The following is a 15,963-nucleotide window of genomic DNA, read 5'->3' as shown; positions in this document are numbered from 1 at the left end:
ACATGGGTAAAGCCCATGGCGGGCAATGTCTGGGATTAGTTAAGCTTATGTTTGATCACCTGACCGACTTGTCGCTCGACGCACTGCGCGTTTTCGAGGCCGCTGCCCGCTTGCGTGGTTTCACGGCTGCGGCCCTGGAGTTGGGCACTACCCAGCCGGCGGTAAGCCAGCAGATCAAACGGCTGGAGGCTCGGTTGAACACGCGCCTGTTTGACCGTATCTACCGCGGCATCGCGCTGACCGATGCCGGGCAGGTATTGTTCGAGCAGGTTCATCAAGGCCTGCAGGCCATGGATGACGGCATTGCCCTGGCCAGCGGGCGCAGCCAGCGCGAGGTGCTGCAGGTGGCCACCGACTTTGCCTTCGCAGCGTTCTGGCTGATGCCGCGGTTGCAGCGGTTTCACGAGGCTTATCCACAGGTGGACGTTAGCCTGGTGACCGGTGAGCGCAGCCAGGGGATGCTGCGGCCGGACATCGATGTGGCGGTGTTGTTTGGGGATGGGCGGTTCCATCAAGGCGAGAGCCGCTGGCTGTTCGATGAAGAAGTATTCCCGGTCTGCAGCCCTCGACTGACTCGTGGCAAACCCTTGTCAGCCGTGGCTTTGCAACGTTTGCCACTGCTTCATCTGCGCGGCGAGCAGGCCAGCCGCTGGTTCGACTGGGCGGGGGTGTTTCGTGGCTTTGGCGTGGAAAGCCCGCCGCCGCCCGGGCAGCTACGGTTCGATAACTACACGCTGTTGGTCCAGGCGGCAATTGCCGGGCAAGGGGTGGCGATCGGCTGGCGGCATCTGGTCGATGGGCTGGTCGAGCAAGGGTTGCTGTGCCGGCCGCTGGAGGGGAGCTTGCGCTCGACGCGGGGGTATTACGTAGTGTTGCCGCCGCGCAAGCGGCGTGGGGCGCTGATCGAGCGGTTTGTGGGTTGGCTGGAAGATGAGCGGAATCAGTGATTGGGCCTGCTGCGCAGCCCATCGCCGGCAAGCCAGCTCCCACAGGTCCGTGGCAGGACTTGAGCTCGCGCAGTACCTGTAGGCCCCGGTGCTCTACGTCACGAAGTTCAGATGCTCGCCCCGATGCAGATCCAGCTCGAGCATATCGGCCATCCCCGCCGCCATTCGCTCCAGGTCCATGAGTGCCTGTGGCGCATTGATCAGCGTCCAGTGCAATGGGCTGCGTTGCAGCGCATCCACAACCTGGTCCACGCACTCACGTTCTGCTTCGGTGTACTTGCCCGGCGCATCCAGCACATCGAAATCGCCCACCAGCAGCACCCGGCGTATAGTCGTGCGAGAAAGCCCGGCCACCAACGCTTCGCTCATCTGCCCTTGCGCTGCAAGGTCACCCGGCGCCAGCGCCGACAACAGGGCAATCACCGCCGAGCCCCCTGCTGCGCCCTGCTCCGCCTGGTCGGCATCACCCAGCCCGCCTAGCTTGAAATGCAGGCCCGGGCGCGGCGCATGGCGGTTGAGGTCATCGACCACGGCAGTGACCTCGTGCTGACGTGACAGCAACTCGACCATCAGGGCACTGCCCAGGCTGCTTTGAGCCCCGAACAGCACCAGCTTGAACACTGGGGTTTCGGCATTTTTCACTGCATCACTCCCTTTGCGGGTGGGTGATGGTTTGACCGCAATCAGGAGACATCGTGCAGAGGATCAAGGGCTATCACGCCCACGTTTATTACGACGCATCGACTATCGAGCAAGCGCGTGAGCTGTGCGAGGAGGCGGCGCGGCTGTTCCCCGTGACCATGGGGCGCATGCATGAGAAGCCGGTAGGGCCGCACCCGGACTGGAGCTGCCAGCTGGCGTTCGGGCCGGAGGTGTTGGGGGTGGTATTGCCGTGGTTGGCGTTGTATCGCAAGGGGTTGGTGGTGTTTCTGCACCCGCTGACTGGGGATGAGCTGGCGGATCACCGCGATCATGCGATCTGGATGGGGGCTTTGCGGCCTTTGAAATTATCGGTTTTTGGCGGTTAGCGATGTGTTGGCTTCTTCGCGGACAAACCCGCGAAGAAGCCACACGGCTCAGCGCCGAGCGCCGCGCACGCCTTCAGCCAGCGCAGAGCACAGGCTCAATACATCGGCAACAGCCTGATCGGCGTCTTTGGCCTGGGCGATCTTGTCGACCAGCGCCGAACCTACCACCACGCCATCAGCCAGGCGCGCAATCGCTGCGGCCTGCTCTGGCGTACGAATGCCGAAGCCAACGCTGATCGGCAGGTCGGTATGCCGACGCAGGCGGGCGATGGCTTCGGTGACGTGCTCGGTGGTTGCCGAGCCGGCGCCGGTCACGCCTGCCACCGACACGTAATAGACGAACCCCGAGCTGCGCTCCAGCACCCGTGGCAGGCGCACATCGTCGGTGGTCGGGGTGGTCAGGCGAATGAAGTCGATGCCAGCGGCCTGGGCCGGGGTAGCGAGCTCAGCATCGTGCTCCGGCGGCAGGTCGACGATGATCAGGCCATCGACACCCGCTTCTTTGGCTTCTGCGACGAATTTCTCTACGCCAAAGCGGTGGATCGGGTTGTAGTAACCCATCAGCACGATCGGTGTGGCCTGGTTGTCGACGCGGAATTCACGCACCATCTGCAGGGTCTTGGCCAGGTTCTGGCCTGCTTCCAGCGCACGCAGCGTGGCCAGCTGGATAGCTACGCCATCGGCCATCGGGTCGGTGAACGGCATGCCCAGTTCGATCACATCGGCACCGGCCGCCGGCAGGCCCTTGAGGATCTGCAGCGAGGCATCGTAGCCAGGGTCGCCGGCAGTGACGAAGGTGACCAGTGCGGAGCGGCCTTCGGCTTTCAGCTCGGCAAAGCGTTGTTCAAGACGGCTCATGCCTGTTTCTCCTGGGCGGCCATGTGGTTCATCACGGTTTGCATGTCTTTGTCGCCACGGCCTGACAGGCAGATGACCATCAGGTGGTCCTTGGGCAGGTTTGGCGCGCGCTTGATCGCTTCAGCCAGGGCGTGCGAGGTTTCCAGGGCCGGGATGATGCCTTCCAGGCGGCAGGTGGCGTGGAACGCGTCGAGGGCCTCATCGTCGGTGATGCTGACGTACTCCACACGCTTCACTTCATGCAGGTAGGCATGCTCGGGGCCGATGCCCGGGTAGTCGAGGCCGGCCGAAATCGAGTGGGCGTCAGTGATCTGGCCGTCACCGTCCTGCAGCAGGTAGGTGCGGTTGCCGTGCAGCACGCCGGGTACGCCACCGTTGAGGCTGGCCGCATGCTTGTCGGTGTGCACGCCATGGCCACCGGCTTCCACACCAATGATCTTGACGCTCTCGTCATCGAGGAATTCGTGGAACAGGCCCATGGCATTGGAGCCACCGCCAACACAGGCAATCAGGCTGTCGGGCAGGCGGCCTTCCTTCTCTTGCAACTGGGCGCGGGTCTCTTTGCCGATGATCGACTGGAAATCGCGAACCATTGCAGGATACGGGTGCGGGCCGGCCACGGTACCGATCAGGTAGAAGGTGTCGTCGACGTTGGTGACCCAGTCGCGCAGGGCTTCGTTCATGGCGTCTTTCAATGTGCCGGTGCCGGCTGTAACCGGAACGATCTCGGCGCCCAGCAACTTCATGCGGAACACGTTGGCCTGCTGGCGCTCGATGTCGGTGGCACCCATGTAGATCACGCAGGGCAGCCCGAAGCGTGCGGCGACGGTGGCAGTGGCCACGCCGTGCATGCCGGCGCCGGTTTCGGCGATCAGGCGTTTTTTGCCCATGCGCTTGGCCAGCAGCACTTGGCCGATGCAGTTGTTCACCTTGTGCGCGCCGGTGTGGTTGAGCTCTTCACGTTTGAAGAAAATCTTGGCGCCGCCGCAATGCTCGGTCAGGCGCTCGGCGAAATACAGCGGGTTGGGGCGGCCGATGTAGTCGCGCTGGAAGTAGGCCAGTTCTTCGAGGAACTTGGGGTCGGCCTTGGCGGCTTCATATTCGCGGGCCAGATCCAGCACCAGCGGCATCAGGGTTTCGGCCACATAGCGGCCACCGAACGAGCCGAACAGGCCGTTGGCGTCGGGGCCGGGGCGGTATTGGGACTGGGTCATGGGGCGCTCCAGGGCGTAATGAATGAGTGATGGGCTTTACTCTAACCACGGCAAGCCCGGCTGAAAACCGATAAGATTGCGCAAACCTGTCAGGAAAACTCACACGTCAAATGGCCCACGACCTCCCTCCCCTGAACGCCCTGCGGGCCTTCGAAACCACCGCCAGGCTCAATAGCGTCAGCCAGGCTGCCGAAGCGCTGCATGTGACTCATGGCGCCGTGAGCCGGCAGATCAAGGTGCTGGAGGAACACCTGGGCGTGGCCTTGTTCGTCAAGGACGGGCGCGGCATCAAACTCACAGATGCCGGCGTCAGGCTGCGTGATGCCAGTGGTGAGGCGTTCGACAGGCTGCGCAGTGTCTGCGCCGAACTCAGCCGGGATGTCAGCGAGGCGCCATTCGTGCTGGGGTGCTCGGGTAGCCTGCTGGCGCGATGGTTCATTCCCCGGCTTGGGCGCCTGAAGGCGGATTTGCCAGAGCTGCGCCTGCATCTGTCAGCAGGGGAAGGCGACCTTGATCCGCGTCGGCCGGGGCTCGATGCGCTGCTGGTGTATGCCGAACCCCCTTGGCCTGCGGACATGCAGGTACATGTACTGGCCGAAGAGCGTATCGGGCCTGTGTTGAGCCCACACTTTACCGGTTTCGAGCGGTTGCGCAGTGCGCCCGCCGTGGCGCTGCTGGACGAAGCCTTGCTGCATACCACTTCACGCCCGCAGGCGTGGCCGACCTGGGCCGGACAACAGGGGTTGGACCCGGCTGCACTGCAGTATGGGCAGGCCTTCGAGCATTTGTATTACCTGCTGGAGGCGGCCGTGGCAGGGCTGGGGGTGGCTATCGCACCGCAGCCGCTGGTGGCGGATGACTTGCGTGCCGGGAGACTCAGCGCACCGTGGGGCTTTTCCCCTACTGCAGCGGCGCTGGCGCTGTGGGTGCCACGGCGCGCCGCAGACGGGCGCGCCGAGCAGCTGGCGCAGTGGCTGCGCCGCGAACTGGAGCGGCAGGCAGGTTAGTTGCGGCGGTATAACAGGTAGGCCGCGAGCAGGCCGAGCGCGCCGATGGCTACGCCAGCAGTGGTCACCGGGTGCTCCTGAGCATAATCACGGGTTGCGATACCGGTCTGGCGGGTGCGGGTCTTTACTTCCTCATAAGCATCGCTAAGCAGGCTGCGCGAGTGTTTCAACGCGCTTTCGGCGTTGCTGCGGATTGCCTTCACGGACTTCTGCGACTCCTCCGACGCATCATGCTTGAGGCTCTCCAGGCTCTTAAGGAGGCTTTCGATCTCCGCTTCCATGCTTTCCAGGGATGTTTTACGCAGCGAATTGCGGTGCATGGTGACTCTCCTTTGCAGTATGGACTGTATGGATTGCGACTGCGGCCCGGGGCGAAAGTGCGATCGAACTTTCGCCCAGCCTGACGGCTCGCAGGTAAACCAGGCCGGCACTGCTAGGCTCAATTTCACTGTCACCCAAGGAGAGCGCTCATGACCGATCATCACACCTACAAGAAGATCGAGCTGGTAGGTTCCTCGACCACCAGCATCGAAGACGCCATCAACAATGCGTTGGCCGAAGCGGCCAAGAGCATCAAGCATCTGGAATGGTTCGAAGTGGTCGACACCCGTGGCCACATCGAAGGTAACAAGGTGGCGCACTTTCAGGTCACGCTCAAAGTGGGCTTTCGCATCGCCAATAGCTGAAACAGGGTCGGGCTGGCAACGGCCGGCGTGATGGCGTTATACAGACAGGGGCGCCTTTGCCGGCGCCCCTTCCCATTTTCATCTGCACAAGGAAAGCGAGTGATGAAGAAACTGATTCTGGCGGTGGGCCTGATGATGCTGGCGGGTGGCGCGCTGGCGGCGGGCAAGCCTTGCGAGGAGCTCAAGGCCGAGATTGCCGCGAAGCTGGATGCCAAAGGTGTGAAGGGCTACACACTGGAGATCGTCAGTAAGGGCGATCCCGCTGGCAAGGTTGTGGGGAGCTGTGAAGGTGGCAGCAAGGAAATTGTCTACCGGCGTGGTTGAGCGCTGGCCCAACCGCCAGCAAGCCTGCCCCACTGCGTTTCCAATATCTCGCGGCCTTGGAGTTCCCAGTGGGAGCCGGCTTGCCGGCGATTGGGGCCTACTCAGATTTCAAGGCTTGCGCCAACAATTCATAAGACCTGATCCGGTCCTCATGCTCATACAGGTCGCAGGTAAAGATCAGTTCGTCCGCCCCGGTCTGCTCCAGTAGCACCTCGACCTTGGCCCTCACCTTCTGCGGGCTGCCGATCATCGCCAGGCCCAGGAAACTACCCACCGCATCGCGCTCATGTGGCAGCCACAACCCATCCATGCTCGGTACCGGCTTGCGCTGCATCAGGCTCTGCCCGCGTATCAGGGCAAGAATACGCTGGTACACCGAAGTGGCCAGGAACTCGGCCTTGTCGTCGGTTTCGGCCACCACCATCGGAATGCCCAGCATCACGTAAGGCTTGTCGAGCGTGGTAGAGGGCTTGAAATGGTCGCGGTAGATACGGATCGCCTCATGCATGTAGCGCGGCGCGAAGTGCGAGGCGAAGGCGTAGGGCATGCCGCGCATGCCGGCCAGCTGTGCGCTGAACAGGCTGGAGCCCAGCAGCCACATCGGCACCTCGGTGTCGTGGCCAGGTACGGCGATCACTTTTTGATCATCTGTGCGCGGGCCCAGGTAGCGCGACAATTCTTCGACATCGTCCGGGAAATCGTCGGCGCTGCCCGAACGCTCCCGGCGCAGGGCGCGTGCGGTCATCTGGTCGGAGCCCGGCGCACGGCCCAGGCCCAGATCGATACGCCCTGGATAAAGGCTGGCCAACGTGCCGAACTGCTCGGCGATCACCAAGGGGGCATGGTTGGGCAGCATGACGCCACCCGAGCCGACACGGATGGTTGAAGTACCCCCCGCCAGGTAACCGATCAGCACCGAGGTCGCGGAGCTGGCGATGCCGTCCATGTTGTGGTGTTCGGCAACCCAGAAGCGGTTGTAGCCAAAGCGCTCGACATGCTGGGCCAGGTCCAGCGAATTGCGCAACGCTTGCGCCGGGCCGGAGTCGGCCCGCACTGGCACCAGGTCGAGGGTGGAAATTTTCAGGTCACGCAGCTGCGTCATTGGAGCCTCCGCAAAAGTGATTGGCCGAAGGCCTTTTAAACTCTGTATGGGCACATTCGGAAGATTCAATGCTTGCGGTGCGATTGATCTGAACTTGCCGAAGGTGAGTAGCCTCTGAACCCATAGATACGTAACCGAGTGACCAGGAGGCATCATGAAAAAGACTGCATCGGCGATCTGGCAAGGTGGCCTGAAGGACGGCAAAGGCGTTATTTCGACTGAAAGCGGCGCGCTAAAGCAGAACCCCTATGGTTTCAACACCCGCTTCGAAGGCTCGCCCGGCACCAACCCAGAGGAGTTGATCGGCGCGGCCCATGCCGGCTGCTTCTCGATGGCGCTGTCGATGATGCTCGGCGAGGCGGGCCTGACGCCCGACCGTATCGATACGATCGCTGAAGTGACCCTGGAAAAACAGCCTGATGGCTTTGCCATCACTGCTGTGCACCTGGTGCTGAAGGCCAAGGTTCCTGGCGCGAGTGAAGCCCAGTTCCTGGACATTGCCAACAAGGCCAAAGCAGGCTGCCCGGTGTCCAAGGTGTTGAACGCGAAGATCAGCCTGGACGCCACCCTGGTGGGCTAAGCGGCGCAACAGCTTCGGTTTGCTGTAGTCTAAACAGCATCGGCAGCGCAGCTGCCCATCCAGGAGCCGTGCCATGATACGCGTCGCAATCGCCGTGTTGGCGTCTCTGTTGGCCACATCTGCCGTGGCGGCGGTCAAGCCGTGTGAGGAACTGAAGGCCGAGATCGAAGCCAAGATCCAGGCTCAGGGTGTGCCGTCGTACACGCTGGAGATCGTGCCCAACAGTGAGGTCAAGGATCAGAACATGATCGTTGGCAGCTGTGATGGCGGGACCAAAAAGATCATTTATCAGAAGAACGAATGATCGCCAATTGAAACCGGGGCTGGTAAGCAGCCCCCCGGTTTCAGGGAATGCAGAACACATTGCTGGGTTCGTTGACCACCACTGTGCGGTTGGCGTCGTACAGCAGCACCTGTGGTTCCATTACTGGTGCACGCGCCTCCAGGCGATAGCGTTCGCCTGCCTTGAAATCGTCAAAGCGCACGGTCAGGTAACAGGTCCGATCCCTGGGCTGGCTCATCATGCCGCCCCCGTAGATTTCATAATCGAAGCGCACCACCAGTTCGTGCTTGCCAGGTGTGACCTGGAAGTAACGGCCGTCCTCCAGGCGCTTGCCATCGAGCTTGTCCGCCATGATGACTCGGCCGGGCGTGATGGTGTAGAGGTCGACCCAGGCCTGCTTGGGGTCTACGGGGGGCAAGGGGCTGGCGCATGCCCCCAATGCACTGAGGGCCATCAGCATCATGGGCTGGCGCATGGCGAAACTCCCACTTGCGATTCACAAGTTACAAGCATAGCGCCGTTTGCGGGCTTCAGGTGCGTTGGCAGCCCGCCGGCAGGCCTTGGCTGAGCAGTTTCTGCTGGTGGTCATAGAGCTTGATCCAGGGCCGGAAGCCGATGCTGCCTGCTTGCAGTTGATAACGCTGGCCGGCGTTGAAGCCCTTGAAGGTCAGATTGAGCTGGCAGTCGCGCCACAACGGTTCCCCGACCGGGCCGATATTGCTGGGTGTGACCGGGAACTGGTAGCGGACGGTCAGCTCGTGGCTGCCGGGCTGAACCTCGAAATAGCGGGTGTCTGCCCAATCGCGCTCGTCCACCTGCACCGCGTGCAGCGAGGTTTCGTCGTGCGGGGTGAGGTCGATCCATGCCTGGTTCGGGTCCGGGTCGGGCAGGGTCGAACAGGCAGACATCAGCAGCATTGAGCTGGCGATGAACAGTGCACGCATGGCGAAACTCCCCCTTGGCGAGATAGTCTTGGAGCGCATCGGCCGTGAGCGAATGGATAGCCCAAGATGGTCTGGTTTTTTCTTTTGAAGCGCTCAGGCCCTGGGCCACTCGACCGCGTTTTCAGCACTTTGGTTCCCGTGCTGGGCGCCTTTCTGCTCAGTGGTTGCAGCAGCCTTGCCTATTACGGCCAGTTGGCCGATGGCCAGTGGCAACTGTTGCGTGCACGTCAGCCGGTGGAGCGGGTACTCGCCGACCCGGCCACCAGCCCGCAGTTGCGGGCCCGTCTGCAACACGCCGAGCAGGCGCGGCTGTTCGCCAGCAAACGACTGGGCCTGCCGGACAACGGCAGCTATCGGGTGTATGCCGACCTTGGGCGGCCCTATGTGGTGTGGAATGTGTTTGCTACCCCTGAGCTCTCGCTGCAACCGGTGACGCACTGTTTCCCTGTTGCCGGTTGCGTCGCCTACCGCGGCTATTACCAGCAGGGCGCGGCCCGCGGCGCGGCGGCGGTGATGCGCCAGGCGGGCATGGATGTCTATGTGAGCGGCGTCGAGGCGTATTCGACGCTTGGCTGGTTCGACGACCCGATCCTGTCGTCGATGGTCGGCTGGGGTGATGAGCGCCTGGCCACGTTGATCTTCCACGAACTGGCGCATCAGCGCGTCTATGTGCAGGACGACACGGAGTTCAACGAGTCCTTCGCCACGTTCGTCGAGCAGGAAGGAACGCGGCAATGGCGCGCCGCTCGTGGGCTTGAAGCGACTCAGGGTGAGCAGAGCCTGCAGCGTGACCAGTTCATACGGCTGATTCTGGCCAGCCGCGAGCGGCTGCAGGCGCTCTATGCCGGGCCGCTGGATGATGCGCACAAACGTGCGGCCAAACAGGCAGAATTCGACCGGTTGAGGCGCGATTATCGCCAGGTTCGGGATAGCCAGTGGGCTGGGGACAAGCGTTATGACGCCTGGATGTATGGGCCGATGAGCAATGCCAAGCTATTGCCGTTTGGGCTGTATGACCAATGGGTGCCGGCGTTTGCGGCGGTGTTTCGCGAGGTTGGTGGGGATTGGGTACGCTTCTATCGGAAGGTAGAAGCGCTAGGACGGTTGCCGGCCGAACAGCGCAAGGCGGTGTTGGCTCGATTGGTGGCGAGTCAGTGAGCGCTGGGGCCGCTTAGCGGCCCATCGCCGGCAAGCCGGCCCTTACATACGCGCTCAGGCCTTGATGAACGCCTGATGCATCTCAGCCAAGGTGGCGTAGTGGAATTCAGGCGTGTGGGCCTTCAGTTCTTCTTCGCTGCCGAACCCATACCCCACTGCCACTGCCTGCAACCCATTGCTGCGCGCCCCGATCAGGTCGTGCTTGCGGTCGCCGATCATCAGGGTCTGCGCCGCGTCCAGCCCTTCCTCGTCCAGCAGGTGGCGAATCAGCTCGACCTTGTTGGTGCGGGTGCCGTCCAGTTCGCTGCCGTAAATCACCTTGAAGTGATGATCGAAGGCGAAGTGCCTGGCGATCTCACGGGCGAACTCCCAGGGCTTGGACGTCGCGATGTAAAGCGTGCGGCCCTGACCGTTCAGGGCCTGGAGCAGTTCCGGCACACCTTCGAAGACCAGGTTTTCGTAAAGGCCGGTGACACGGAAGCGCTCCCGGTAAAAATTCACCGCCTCCCACGCCTTGGCTTCATCGAAGCTGTAGAACTGCATGAAGGCCTGTAGCAGGGGTGGGCCGATGAAGTGCTCGAGGCGCGCCAGGTCCGGCTCGTCGATGCCCAGTTTGGCCAGGGCGTACTGGATCGAACGGGTAATGCCCAGGCGCGGGTCGGTCAGGGTGCCGTCAAGGTCGAAAAGGATATTCTGCTGGTGCATGGTGGTCTCGGTAGTCAGGTTCATTCCGGGCGGTCGTAGCCTTCGGCCAGGTGCTGGTCCTTGAGCTTCACGTAGTTACCGGCGCTGTAAGGGAAAAAGGCGCGTTCCTTGTCGGTCAGTGGCCGTGCCTGCTTTACCGGGCTGCCCACATACAGGTAGCCGCTCTCCAGGCGCTTGCCGGGCGGCACCAGGCTACCGGCACCGATGATCACCTCGTCTTCGACGATGGCGCCATCCATGATCGTGCTGCCCATCCCGACCAGAATGCGGTTGCCCAGGGTACAGCCATGCAGCATGACTTTGTGGCCGATGGTCACTTCGTCGCCGATGATCAGCGGGAAGCCGTCCGGGTTGAACGGGCCGGCGTGGGTAATGTGCAGCACACTGGCGTCCTGCACGCTGGTCCTTGCACCGATGCGGATGCGGTGCATGTCGCCGCGAATCACCGTCAAAGGCCATACAGAGCTGTCTTCACCGATTTCCACGTCACCCAGAACCACTGCCGAACGGTCGACGAAGGCCCGTGGGCCAACTTTCGGAGTGTGTTGCTGGAAGCTACGAATGGCCATGATAGGGTCTCTCATCTGTGCCGATAGGCAGGCTGCCTGCTGCGGTCGGCGTCGATTGTAATTAAGATGGGGCAGTGTTTCTTCTGCCAAGGTAGCCAAACCGTGAGTGCGAACAACCCGCTTCTGCAGTCTTATGATCTGCCGCCCTTCTCGGCGATCCGTGCCGAACACGTGCTGCCGGCGATCGAAGAGATCCTGGCCGATAACCGTAAAGCCATTGCCCAGATCCTCGAAAAGCAAGGCAAGAACCCCACCTGGGCCGGCCTGGTGCTGGCCATGGACGAGCTCAATGACCGCCTGGGCGCTGCCTGGAGCCCGGTCAGCCACCTCAATGCGGTGTGCAACAGCAAGGAGCTGCGTGAGGCCTACGAGTCCTGCCTGCCGGCGCTCAGTGCCTACTCTACCGAACTGGGCCAGAACCGTGCGCTGTTCGAGGCCTATGAGGCACTGGCCAACAGCCCTGAGGCCGCAGGTTTCGATGTGGCGCAAAAAACCATCCTCGAGCATGCATTGCGTGACTTCCGCCTGTCGGGCATCGACCTGCCACCCGCCCAGCAGCAGCGTTACGCCGAAGTGCAGAGCAAGCTCAGCGAGTTGGGCAGCCGTTTCTCCAACCAACTGCTCGACGCCACCCAGGCCTGGACCAAGCACGTTACCGACGAAGCCGCGCTTGCCGGCCTGACCGATTCGGCCAAGGCGCAGATGGCTGCTGCCGCCCAGGCCAAAGGCCTCGATGGCTGGCTGATCACCCTGGAATTCCCCAGCTACTATGCGGTGATGACCTACGCCAGTGACCGCGCCCTGCGTGAAGAGCTGTACGCGGCCTACTGCACCCGCGCCTCCGACCAGGGCCCGAATGCCGGCCAGTTCGACAACGGCCCGGTGATGCGCGAGATCCTCGACCTGCGCCAGGAACTGGCCGGGCTGCTGGGCTACAAGAACTACGCCGAGCTGAGCCTGGCCACCAAGATGGCTGAGTCCAGCGATCAGGTGCTGAGCTTCCTGCGCGACCTGGCCAAGCGTTCCAGGCCGTTTGCCGCCCAGGACCTGGCGCAGCTCAAGGCCTATGCCGCCGAGCAAGGTTGCCCCGAGCTGGCCAGTTGGGACGCCGGTTACTTCGGTGAGAAGCTGCGCGAGCAGCGCTACAGCGTGTCCCAGGAAACCCTGCGCGCCTACTTCCCGATCGACAAGGTGCTGTCCGGCCTGTTCAGCATCGTCCAGCGCCTGTACGGCATCGAAATCGCCGAGCTCAAGGGTTTCGACAGCTGGCACCCGGACGTACGCCTGTTCGAAATCAAGGAAAACGGCCAGCACGTCGGCCGCTTCTTCTTCGACCTCTATGCCCGCGCCAACAAGCGTGGCGGTGCCTGGATGGATGGTGCCCGCGACCGTCGCCGTACCGCTGGTGGTGAGCTGCAAAGCCCGGTGGCCAATCTGGTGTGCAACTTCACGCCCGCTGCGCCTGGCAAGCCTGCGTTGCTGACCCACGACGAAGTCACGACCCTGTTCCACGAATTCGGCCACGGCCTGCACCACCTGCTGACCCGTATCGAGCATGCTGGCGTGTCTGGCATCAATGGCGTGGCTTGGGATGCGGTCGAGTTGCCGAGCCAGTTCATGGAAAACTGGTGCTGGGAGCCGGAAGGCCTGGCACTGATCTCCGGCCATTACGAAACGGGGGCTGCCCTGCCCCAGGACCTGCTGGACAAGATGCTGGCGGCGAAGAACTTCCAGTCCGGCATGATGATGGTGCGCCAGCTGGAGTTCTCGCTGTTCGACTTCGAGCTGCACGCCAGCCACGGCGACGGCCGCAGTGTGCTGCAGGTGCTTGAAGGCGTGCGCGACGAGGTGACGGTCATGCGCCCACCGGCGTACAACCGCTTCCCGAACAGCTTTGCGCACATCTTCGCTGGCGGTTACGCGGCGGGCTACTACAGCTACAAATGGGCCGAAGTACTGTCGGCTGATGCCTTCTCACGGTTCGAGGAAGAAGGCGTGCTCAACGCCGAGACAGGCCGCGCCTTCCGCGAGGCCATTCTGGCCCGTGGCGGTTCGCGCGAGCCGATGGTGCTGTTCGTCGACTTCCGTGGCCGTGAGCCTTCCATCGATGCATTGCTGCGCCACTGTGGGCTGAGTGAGGACGCGGCGGCATGAGCGAGGTAGCTGTGAACAAAACCAAGAAGCGCTTCATCGCCGGCGCGGTCTGCCCGGCGTGCAGTGAGCCGGACAAGCTGATGATGTGGAGCGAAGACGACGTGCCGCACCGTGAGTGCGTAGCCTGCGGCTTCACCGACACCTTGAATGAACAGGGCCTGTCGGTACCCAAGGAACTTGGGACGCGGGTCAACCACCTGGCGCCCAAGGCGGCGCCGGCCAAGGTGCAGACGGTGCAGTTCTTCCCCAACCCGAAGCTCAAGAAACCGGCCGAGTAAGGCCTGCCCGCCTGCGTCGGGGTGGTAGATATTCAAGCCTCTACCGCTCCGCCAGGCAGGCATGCTCGCCCGCTCATGAACCTGAGCAAGGCGATGCACCATGAACAATCCCCTCCTGCAAAGCAGCAACGCCCCTATTGATTTCCCTTCGATAACCCTGCAAAACATGGCCGCTGCTTTCGACCATGTGCTTTCGGCGCATGAGCAAGGTATCGCGCGCATCATCGAACGACAGCAGGCACAGCCCACCTGGGACGACCTGGTGCTCGCCGTGGATGAGCTGGACGCGCAGTTGTCGGGCACGTTGTATACCGTCATCCCGCTCGTGGGCCGGGACCAGGACTGGGCCGAATCCATTCTGGGGTTCTATGGCAGAACAGTTGCGCGTTTCGAGCAGAAAGATACCGACAGCAGGCTGCATGCCTTGTATGAACGGTTGGCGCGCAGTGACATCGGCATCAACCTGGCCGCGATGAAGCGCGCTACCTTGCGCTGGCATCTCGACAGGTTTGCAACCAGTGGCGCAGCGTTGGACGAACACGACAAAGCCCGCCTCGCCGAGCTGCAAGCGCAGATCGGTACGTTGCGGGAGGCCTTTGTGCGCGATATCGACCGGCCGGGGTTGCTGATCGAGGACGAGGGCGAACTGATTGGTCTTTCGCAACGGTTGCGAGATGAGCTGGCCGCCCGGGCCAGCGAGGCTGGTTTGCAAGGTTGGCTGGTTGCCTGTGAAAGCGCCCCAACCGAGGCGGTGCTTCGGCAAGCGAAGCACCGCCCCCTGCGCGAAAAGCTCTACCGCGCCTTCCACACCCGTGGGGTCGATAATGACCTGCAGGAGGACAACGGTACGCGTTTGCAGCGTTTGGCCGAACTGCTGGATGACAAAGCCCGCCTGCTCGGCTTTGCCAGCCACCTCGAGCTGAGCCTGAGTACCAAAAGTGCCGGCTCGGTCAGCGCTGTTCGGGGTTTTCTGCAAACCCTCGCAGCCAGCGTACGACCCGCCCTGCAACGATGGCGTGAGGGCGTTGGGCAGAAGGCGCTCGTGCAGGGCCTCACGCGCGTGCAGCCTTGGGATGTCATTCACCTGCAGGCATTGCCGGCGCATGCGCAACCGAGTGAGGTGTTTCGCGAGCACTTCCCCTTGAGTGCCGTGGTCACTGCACTGGCCCGGCTGGCGCAGCAGCTGTTTGGGCTTGAGCTGCGTCCAGCCCGAATGCCTGCCTGGGATGCCAGCGTGCAGACCTTCGAAGTCTGGCAAGACCAAGCGCCTATCGGCCTGTTCTATCTGGACGCCGTGCAACACGCCGGGAAACAGGCTGACGCCGTGTTCACCACGTACGTGCGCAACCGGCGTATTGATGCCGAGGGTATCTACCATGCAGCGGTGGTGGTGGTGAACAGTGACATCCCCGCAGCGTTGGGCGAGAGTGAGCCGCTTTTGGACCACCTGGCATTGCGCAAGCTTTATCACGAGTTTGGCCATGCCTTGCATCACTTGCTGGTCCGCACCAGCAACAATGTCATGTCCAATGTTTCGGAGCTGGGCACCGATGGCATGGAACTGTTCGGCAAGTTGGTGGAGCGCTGGGTGTGGGATGCAGGCTACCTGGCCAGCATCGCCGTGCCGGACCAGTCTGGCAGTAGACTGAGCACGGCTGGCGCTGCAGCGTACCTGAAACAGTTCAAGCAGCAGGGGATCGAGGAAATTGGCCGCGACCTGAGCCTGGCGCTGTTCGACCTGGACCTGCACGGCACGCCGTATGACGGCAGAACGCTCGAGCAGCGGCTCGACGATGCCCGGGAGCGATGCGGCTATTGGCCATTGGCAGATTTCGAGCACCCCGCGCATGCCTTCGACCATCTGGTCAGCGGATACGATGCTGGCTATTACGCTTACCTGTGGGCCGATGTGCACGCGTTTGACCTGTTTACCCGTTTTGAAACGAACGGTTTGCTTGACCGCGCAACGGGCCAGGCGCTTGCGCAGGCATTGTTCGAGCCCGGCGCTTCGCGGCCACTGCGCGAGGGCCTTGAAGCCTTCCTTGGGCGCGCCCCAAGCCATGCCCCCTACCTGAGTTGGCACGGGCTGGCCTGACCGGAGGTGCTGGCAAGATGAGCCTTGCCCC

At 62.6% G+C, this 15,963-nt stretch carries 20 protein-coding genes; 11 read left to right on the top strand and 9 right to left on the bottom strand.

The features are described 5' to 3' along the window. Nucleotides 1–47 precede the first annotated feature (47 nt). Nucleotides 48–947, top strand: a complete 900-nt coding sequence (locus tag IWW33_RS10960) for a LysR family transcriptional regulator (RefSeq protein ID WP_115273220.1) — start codon at nt 48–50, stop codon at nt 945–947. 93 nt (nt 948–1,040) lie between these two features. On the opposite strand, the gene IWW33_RS10955 is transcribed toward IWW33_RS10960, so the two are convergent. Beyond that, nucleotides 1,041–1,589 carry an NAD(P)H-binding protein gene (locus IWW33_RS10955; protein ID WP_046786812.1) on the bottom strand — a complete coding sequence of 183 codons (549 nt, stop codon included), beginning with the start codon at nt 1,587–1,589 and terminating at the stop codon, nt 1,041–1,043. Between the two features lie 53 nt (nt 1,590–1,642). Here IWW33_RS10955 and IWW33_RS10950 point away from each other — a divergent pair, with 53 nt between their 5' ends. Beyond that, nucleotides 1,643–1,975 (top strand): DOPA 4,5-dioxygenase family protein, encoded by a 333-nt coding sequence (locus tag IWW33_RS10950; RefSeq protein ID WP_012312051.1) that lies wholly within the window; start codon nt 1,643–1,645, stop codon nt 1,973–1,975. A 48-nt stretch (nt 1,976–2,023) separates the two neighbouring features. Here the strand turns inward: IWW33_RS10950 and trpA are convergent, their stop codons facing one another. Both trpA and trpB read right to left on the bottom strand, forming a co-directional pair. Then, complete coding sequence (gene trpA / locus IWW33_RS10945; protein ID WP_115273221.1) at nt 2,024–2,833, bottom strand: tryptophan synthase subunit alpha; 810 nt, start codon at nt 2,831–2,833, stop codon at nt 2,024–2,026. Continuing rightward, nucleotides 2,830–4,047, bottom strand: coding sequence for a tryptophan synthase subunit beta (gene trpB / locus IWW33_RS10940; RefSeq protein WP_174141091.1), 1,218 nt, complete (start codon nt 4,045–4,047; stop codon nt 2,830–2,832). The genes trpA and trpB overlap by 4 nt, the downstream gene beginning before the upstream one ends. 110 nt (nt 4,048–4,157) lie before the next feature. Between trpB and IWW33_RS10935 the strand changes: the two genes are divergently transcribed. Then, a complete protein-coding gene (locus tag IWW33_RS10935) occupies nt 4,158–5,054 on the top strand; it encodes a LysR family transcriptional regulator (RefSeq protein WP_046786814.1) in 897 nt (298 codons plus the stop codon). On the opposite strand, the gene IWW33_RS10930 is transcribed toward IWW33_RS10935, so the two are convergent. Next, on the bottom strand, nt 5,051–5,374 hold the full coding sequence (locus tag IWW33_RS10930) for a DUF883 family protein (RefSeq protein WP_012312055.1): 324 nt from the start codon (nt 5,372–5,374) through the stop codon (nt 5,051–5,053). The genes IWW33_RS10935 and IWW33_RS10930 overlap by 4 nt on opposite strands. A 150-nt stretch (nt 5,375–5,524) precedes the next feature. Between IWW33_RS10930 and IWW33_RS10925 the strand changes: the two genes are divergently transcribed. Both IWW33_RS10925 and IWW33_RS10920 read left to right on the top strand, forming a co-directional pair. Continuing rightward, nucleotides 5,525–5,740: a dodecin gene (locus IWW33_RS10925; RefSeq protein WP_012312056.1), complete on the top strand. Its 216-nt coding sequence runs from the start codon at nt 5,525–5,527 to the stop codon at nt 5,738–5,740. Nucleotides 5,741–5,842: 102 nt separating this feature from the next. Then, a complete protein-coding gene (locus IWW33_RS10920) occupies nt 5,843–6,064 on the top strand; it encodes a DUF1161 domain-containing protein (protein WP_046786815.1) in 222 nt (73 codons plus the stop codon). Nucleotides 6,065–6,161: 97 nt separating this feature from the next. Here the strand turns inward: IWW33_RS10920 and IWW33_RS10915 are convergent, their stop codons facing one another. Beyond that, on the bottom strand, nt 6,162–7,166 hold the full coding sequence (locus tag IWW33_RS10915; RefSeq protein ID WP_125924435.1) for an LLM class flavin-dependent oxidoreductase: 1,005 nt from the start codon (nt 7,164–7,166) through the stop codon (nt 6,162–6,164). Nucleotides 7,167–7,320: 154 nt separating this feature from the next. Here IWW33_RS10915 and IWW33_RS10910 point away from each other — a divergent pair, with 154 nt between their 5' ends. Together IWW33_RS10910 and IWW33_RS10905 are read left to right on the top strand one after the other, a co-directional pair. Continuing rightward, nucleotides 7,321–7,746: an OsmC family protein gene (locus tag IWW33_RS10910; RefSeq protein WP_012312059.1), complete on the top strand. Its 426-nt coding sequence runs from the start codon at nt 7,321–7,323 to the stop codon at nt 7,744–7,746. A 73-nt stretch (nt 7,747–7,819) separates the two neighbouring features. Beyond that, a complete protein-coding gene (locus IWW33_RS10905; protein WP_046786817.1) occupies nt 7,820–8,050 on the top strand; it encodes a DUF1161 domain-containing protein in 231 nt (76 codons plus the stop codon). Nucleotides 8,051–8,090: 40 nt separating this feature from the next. On the opposite strand, the gene IWW33_RS10900 is transcribed toward IWW33_RS10905, so the two are convergent. Together IWW33_RS10900 and IWW33_RS10895 are read right to left on the bottom strand one after the other, a co-directional pair. Next, nucleotides 8,091–8,504, bottom strand: a complete 414-nt coding sequence (locus IWW33_RS10900) for a lipoprotein (protein ID WP_046786818.1) — start codon at nt 8,502–8,504, stop codon at nt 8,091–8,093. Between the two features lie 55 nt (nt 8,505–8,559). Beyond that, nucleotides 8,560–8,973, bottom strand: a complete 414-nt coding sequence (locus tag IWW33_RS10895; RefSeq protein WP_046786819.1) for a hypothetical protein — start codon at nt 8,971–8,973, stop codon at nt 8,560–8,562. An 84-nt stretch (nt 8,974–9,057) separates the two neighbouring features. Between IWW33_RS10895 and IWW33_RS10890 the strand changes: the two genes are divergently transcribed. Beyond that, entirely contained in the window at nt 9,058–10,131 is a 1,074-nt protein-coding gene (locus IWW33_RS10890) for an aminopeptidase (protein ID WP_119689104.1), read from the top strand. Between the two features lie 54 nt (nt 10,132–10,185). Here the strand turns inward: IWW33_RS10890 and IWW33_RS10885 are convergent, their stop codons facing one another. Both IWW33_RS10885 and IWW33_RS10880 read right to left on the bottom strand, forming a co-directional pair. Further along, nucleotides 10,186–10,836, bottom strand: a complete 651-nt coding sequence (locus tag IWW33_RS10885) for an HAD family hydrolase (RefSeq protein WP_174141117.1) — start codon at nt 10,834–10,836, stop codon at nt 10,186–10,188. Between the two features lie 20 nt (nt 10,837–10,856). After that, entirely contained in the window at nt 10,857–11,405 is a 549-nt protein-coding gene (locus IWW33_RS10880) for a gamma carbonic anhydrase family protein (RefSeq protein ID WP_039603776.1), read from the bottom strand. Between the two features lie 102 nt (nt 11,406–11,507). Between IWW33_RS10880 and prlC the strand changes: the two genes are divergently transcribed. From prlC to IWW33_RS10865, 3 genes are all read left to right on the top strand, one after another. Continuing rightward, a complete protein-coding gene (prlC, locus tag IWW33_RS10875) occupies nt 11,508–13,559 on the top strand; it encodes an oligopeptidase A (protein WP_196997265.1) in 2,052 nt (683 codons plus the stop codon). Next, complete coding sequence (locus IWW33_RS10870) at nt 13,556–13,837, top strand: YheV family putative zinc ribbon protein (RefSeq protein WP_046786820.1); 282 nt, start codon at nt 13,556–13,558, stop codon at nt 13,835–13,837. Before prlC ends, IWW33_RS10870 begins: the two co-directional genes overlap by 4 nt. Before the next feature lie 100 nt (nt 13,838–13,937). After that, nucleotides 13,938–15,932, top strand: coding sequence for a M3 family metallopeptidase (locus IWW33_RS10865; RefSeq protein WP_174141090.1), 1,995 nt, complete (start codon nt 13,938–13,940; stop codon nt 15,930–15,932). The last annotated feature ends 31 nt before the right edge of the window (nt 15,933–15,963 follow it).

It is taken from the genome of Pseudomonas sp. M2 (genome assembly GCF_015751845.1).
GTDB lineage: Bacteria > Pseudomonadota > Gammaproteobacteria > Pseudomonadales > Pseudomonadaceae > Aquipseudomonas > Aquipseudomonas putida_E.
Note: the sequence above shows the minus strand (reverse complement) of the source record. Positions and strands in the feature narration are given on the sequence as shown.